The organism is Streptomyces antnestii (assembly GCF_004005495.1).
GTDB lineage: Bacteria > Actinomycetota > Actinomycetes > Streptomycetales > Streptomycetaceae > Streptomyces > Streptomyces antnestii.
On sequence record NZ_RZYA01000071.1, the window covers coordinates 1 to 523 of the forward strand.

The 523-nt window shown below is 65.6% G+C and carries 1 pseudogene; it reads left to right on the top strand.

The features are described from left to right. Positions 1–317: 317 nt before the first annotated feature. Positions 318–523: pseudogene (locus EOT10_RS42545) on the top strand (NF041680 family putative transposase); the annotation flags it as partial.

A 523-nucleotide genomic window follows, 5' to 3' on the forward strand; every position in this document is an offset into this window, starting at 1 on the left:
GCCGCTGGGCCGGATCCGCGCCTTCTTGCCAGCAGACCGGAGACCGCCCAACACGAGTTCACCCTCCGAATGCTGGCCGGTGTGCTGTTCGTCCGGCGGCTGCAAAGCGGGCGCAATCACCCAAAGCGGTCCCACCCGCCCAACTCCAGTGATGGCCAGCCCGGTCAACGCTTACCGCGACAACTGAAGCGCTCAGCTTGACGTTCAACCTCGCAGGTCACCCGACCTGCTGATCTGCGGTTTTCCTGGGGCAGCAGGGGCGGCCGTTCTCCACGCTTCAGACGCCGAGTCGAAGCACGAGAGAACGGCCGCTGTGTATGGGTCTCCCGGTCGATGCGCCTGCGGGCGACGCATTGGGTATCTTGTCCCGCTTTCGAGTTGAGATCTACGAATGTTTCTACGCCCGCCAGGACGCGCTCTTCGAGCGCACAGACGCGGTGTTGCGTGCGGAGGGCCGGTGAAGACCCTGGTCGAGCTGTCGTTGGCCCTCGAACACCGGCGCGGGCACGGTGCGCTGTACGCG